General features: G+C 32.8%; 3 protein-coding genes. All 3 read left to right on the top strand.

Features of this window, described 5'->3' with window-relative positions; translation table 11 throughout:
• Positions 1 to 1,530 (top strand): type ISP restriction/modification enzyme (locus ACFIO3_RS09570; RefSeq protein ID WP_375704368.1); only part of this gene is annotated, 1,530 nt, incomplete at its 5' end.
• Positions 1,531 to 3,049: 1,519 nt separating this feature from the next.
• A complete protein-coding gene (locus tag ACFIO3_RS09565) occupies positions 3,050 to 3,328 on the top strand; it encodes a hypothetical protein (RefSeq protein WP_375608723.1) in 279 nt (92 codons plus the stop codon).
• An 82-nt stretch (positions 3,329 to 3,410) separates the two neighbouring features.
• A complete protein-coding gene (locus tag ACFIO3_RS09560; protein ID WP_375608722.1) occupies positions 3,411 to 3,902 on the top strand; it encodes a hypothetical protein in 492 nt (163 codons plus the stop codon).
• The last annotated feature ends 123 nt before the right edge of the window (positions 3,903 to 4,025 follow it).

Here is a 4,025-nt window from a genome sequence, read left to right as displayed (position 1 = left end):
AGTATGACTGGTATTGCGGTAACGCTATTTATCAAAAATCCCAATGTTTCTGGAGAGTGTAAAATTTACTATCATGACATTGGAGATAATCTTTCCACCGAAAAAAAACTTGGAATGATTCAAGACTTTGGTAGTGTTGGTGGCATTACACGAAGTAAACAAGGTTGGAAAATAATTACACCAGATAAGCATGGTGATTGGATACATCAACGTGATAAAAGTTTCAAAACATTCTTAGCTATGGGTATCAAAAAGGGGCATGATAAAAAACTCTTTGAAACTTATTCTCTTGGTGTTTCAACCAATCGTGATGCTTGGGCGTATAACTCAAGCCGTGAAATTTTAGCAAAGAATATGGGTAATATGATTACCTTTTATAACAGCGAAGTGAAATGTTTTAATGAGATCTATCCACATGCTGACCGTAACACACGTAAAAAGGCTGTAGATAATTTCGTAAATTCAGATAGTAAAAAAATTAGTTGGAGCAGTACTCTTAAAGGAGAATTATTAAGAGGCAAATTTTCAGAATTTGAAGCTACATGCCTTACTCAAAGCCTTTATCGCCCTTTTACAAAACAATGGCTTTATTACAATAGCGTCTTTAATGAAGCAGTCTATCAAATGCCGCGTATATTCCCGATAGGACAAGCGGTCGAAAATAGAGTGATACAAATTACAGGCATAGGAGCAAGGAGTGGTTTTTCTGTATTTATGGCTAAGGATTTGCCTAATCTTAATATGATGGATGGTGGTAACCAATGTTTTCCACTTTATATTTACAAAGATACTACGGTTTCAAAAAGTAAAAGTGAAAAACAAACCCATTTATTTACGCATTCTATAGAAGAAAACACAACAGCTGGTTTACAACGCCGTGATGCCATTACTGATGAGGGATTAGCGCATTTTAAAGCGGCTTATCCTAATAAAAAAATCACGAAAGATGATTTATTCTATTACGTTTATGGGATTTTCCATTCAAAAGATTATCGTACACGTTATGCACATAATTTATGCAAAGAATTGCCTCGTATCCCTTGTGTAAAGAGTGCCGATGATTTTTGGAAGTTTGTAACAGCAGGACGTGAACTCGGTCATTTGCACGTAAATTATGAAGATGTAGAGCCTTATCCAGTGACCTTTAAAAAGGGTAATCCAAAACAAACAGAGATCTCTAATCCCGAAAAGTTTTATTATGTAACTGAAATGAAATTCGCTGGGAATAGTAAGGAAAAGGATAAATCGACGGTTATTTATAACAACAATATCATAATAACAGATATCCCTCTTGAAGCTTATGAGTATATCGTCAATGGTAGACCCGCTCTTGAATGGGTTATGGGGCGTCAATGCGTTAAGACTGATAAAAAGAGCGGCATTGTCAATGATGCCAATCGCTATGCTGTTGAAACCGTTGGCAACCCTGCCTACCCATTGGAGTTATTTCAAAGGGTTATTACCGTAAGTTTAGAAACAATGAAAATCGTAAAAAACTTACCAAAATTGGAAATAAGAGAAATTGAATAACTTATAAAGCATGCTCACATAATGGGTATGATAACTCATAAGGGGTATAGAGCTTATAACCATAATCTATACCTCTTTTGTTAAGTTGATTAGATACAATCCTAATATGCGTTATTCTAAAAAGAAATCATTTGCACTTTTAAATACTCTTATTTGGATTGCTTTAAGAGATTATACCGTAATCTAAAATGATAGCTTTATGCTTTTCAAAAGCTTTGTTTAAAGAGAATTATGTATATTCATTTTTTATATTACTTATAGGTTTTGAAGGTTTCTCAAACTCTCAAAATACCTTCAAAAATATACCGTGGGCTGTATTTATAGGTTGTGTTTTAATATAGGTTGTATCTCTAAAATGCTAATATATTGAAATATAATAACTTTTATTTTTCGATTGAAAAAAATATATAAAGGGGGGTAAAAGGAACTCTCAAAATGCTCAAAATCTTCAAAACTCACAACCATAATGATCTTGATAGCATTTCTTATGAATTACAAGCTATCTTTTGAAAGGTTTTAATGACTCACTAAAATGGTCTATTTTGTCAGTTCACTTTACTGACACATAACTGACAGGTTTTATTCAATTTACATCATTGGTTACCTTTCAAGATTGTACTCTTGATATACGTTATGTTTTAAAGATATTAACCTATTGAAATATAATGTTTTTAATTTTTACTCATAAAAAAAATAATAGAGGGTCTAAAAGGAACTGACAAAACTGACAAAAGCCTTATTAAAAGGGATTTTTTTAATCTCTATAATTATCAATCTCTTTTTAGATATTTTTATTAGGTTTTTTCATAACAGTCTCTAAATTACAATCCTATTTATCGTTTCTCTTATGAAAATGATGCCATAGCTATAGCATATAACAGTTATAAAGAATGCGTAAAAACAGTAGCTTTGTTTGAATAAAGCAAAAATGCAAATGAATGCATTGGTTATAAGAGCGCGGTGCTTATTAAGACAGTTTAAATGATAAATGCGTTATAAACAAAATTCACAAAAAATTTTAAATTCATTTAGTAAAAAAATTGATAGATTATAAAGATAAAAAAACGCATTATGAGAGCGTTTCTAAATATTATAAATGTATAGATTCAAAAAACAGCGCAATCGTTTAAGAACGCCCATAATATAGCTTTAAAAGCATATAAATATAAAAGAAGCTCTTCATAAGAACATGATAACATTAATACATAATGCAATTTAAAAAATATCAAAAAAGATAAAATATTATTTGACAATAAATACGTATTTTGTTATATAAATAATCAAGTGATCAAAACACTAAACATCAAGCGGGTAGGTTACGAAACAACCTCTCCCATCTCTTTAAAATACTGACTTTCTTTTATGCTGTCATTAGCATATAATGATTATGTCGGGTGTAGTTACGCTATACAATACTCTTATGAGAAAAGCGTAGCAACGGACTTGATGCCGTGTTTTGAGCGCCCGACGCCCTTATAGGGTGTCAATTCAAAACAATATTAACATCAAGGTTTTAAATATGACAAATATATCAAACAACACCCCCGTTCTCTCTAACATTGCAAATGAAACTGCATCTGTTAATAAACAAGAGCCTGCAAAAAAATATGAATTTGTTGATGATGGTGAATATATCGATGGTTATTTCTTAACGCGTATTAGAGCTTTAAGAGATTTTGATGATGCATATCCAGAATTTGGTAGTGAAGATGATTATTACCGTCATGAATATTATGCTGATTGTGAGTGGTATTATGACGATGATAATGACAGCGAATATGAAAATGATGCTGCGTAAATAACGCGCGGGCGCGGCGGGGGCGCCCCTCTTTAAAACATCTCATTTTAAAATTTAAATCTTTTTATAAAGGAATTGTGCTATGCAAAAAAAGTTTGCACTCACAAATGAAACGCGTGTATTTAATAATAAAACTCTTTATCGCATTAAAGCTTTAAGAGACTTTGATGATGTCAAAACTGGGGCTTTAGGCGGCTTTATTGAAAATGAAAATAACTTATCGCATGATGGTAATTGCTGGGTTTATGATAATGCTATCGCTGCTGGCTATATTTATGATAATGCGCATGTTTATGGCAATGCCGTTGTTTCTGATAATTCCCGTGTCTATGGCAATGCTCATGTGTATGGCAAGGCTATTATTTATGATAATGCCTATGTTTATGACAATGCTAGGGTTTATGAAAACGCGCGTATAGCAAATGACGTGCATGTTTATGAAAATGCTCATATCCATGGCATTGCTGTTATTCGTGAAAATGTCGGCGGGTCTACTAAGGTTAAAACCTATACTGAACGTCTCTCTCCTTATGGCGAGTTAGAAATTGTATGGGTCTCACCTAATGTAACGTAAATAAAATGCGGGCGCGGCGGGGGTGCCTGCTTTCCAACCAAATTTCCCATTTCAAATTTTAGAAAACGTTTATCACATTAGATTGTGAGGGTACTCCTATGTGCAAAAAATACGAATTAACCA

The sequence above is a fragment of the Bartonella sp. AD328YNZD genome, assembly GCF_042196425.1.
Note: the sequence above shows the minus strand (reverse complement) of the source record. Positions and strands in the feature narration are given on the sequence as shown.

What these genes read in the sequence shown, in the direction of transcription:
- ACFIO3_RS09565 (WP_375608723.1), top strand. Translation starts at nt 3,050, where the DNA reads ATGACAAATATATCAAACAACACCCCCGTTCTCTCTAACATTGCAAAT.
- ACFIO3_RS09560 (WP_375608722.1), top strand. Translation starts at nt 3,411, where the DNA reads ATGCAAAAAAAGTTTGCACTCACAAATGAAACGCGTGTATTTAATAAT.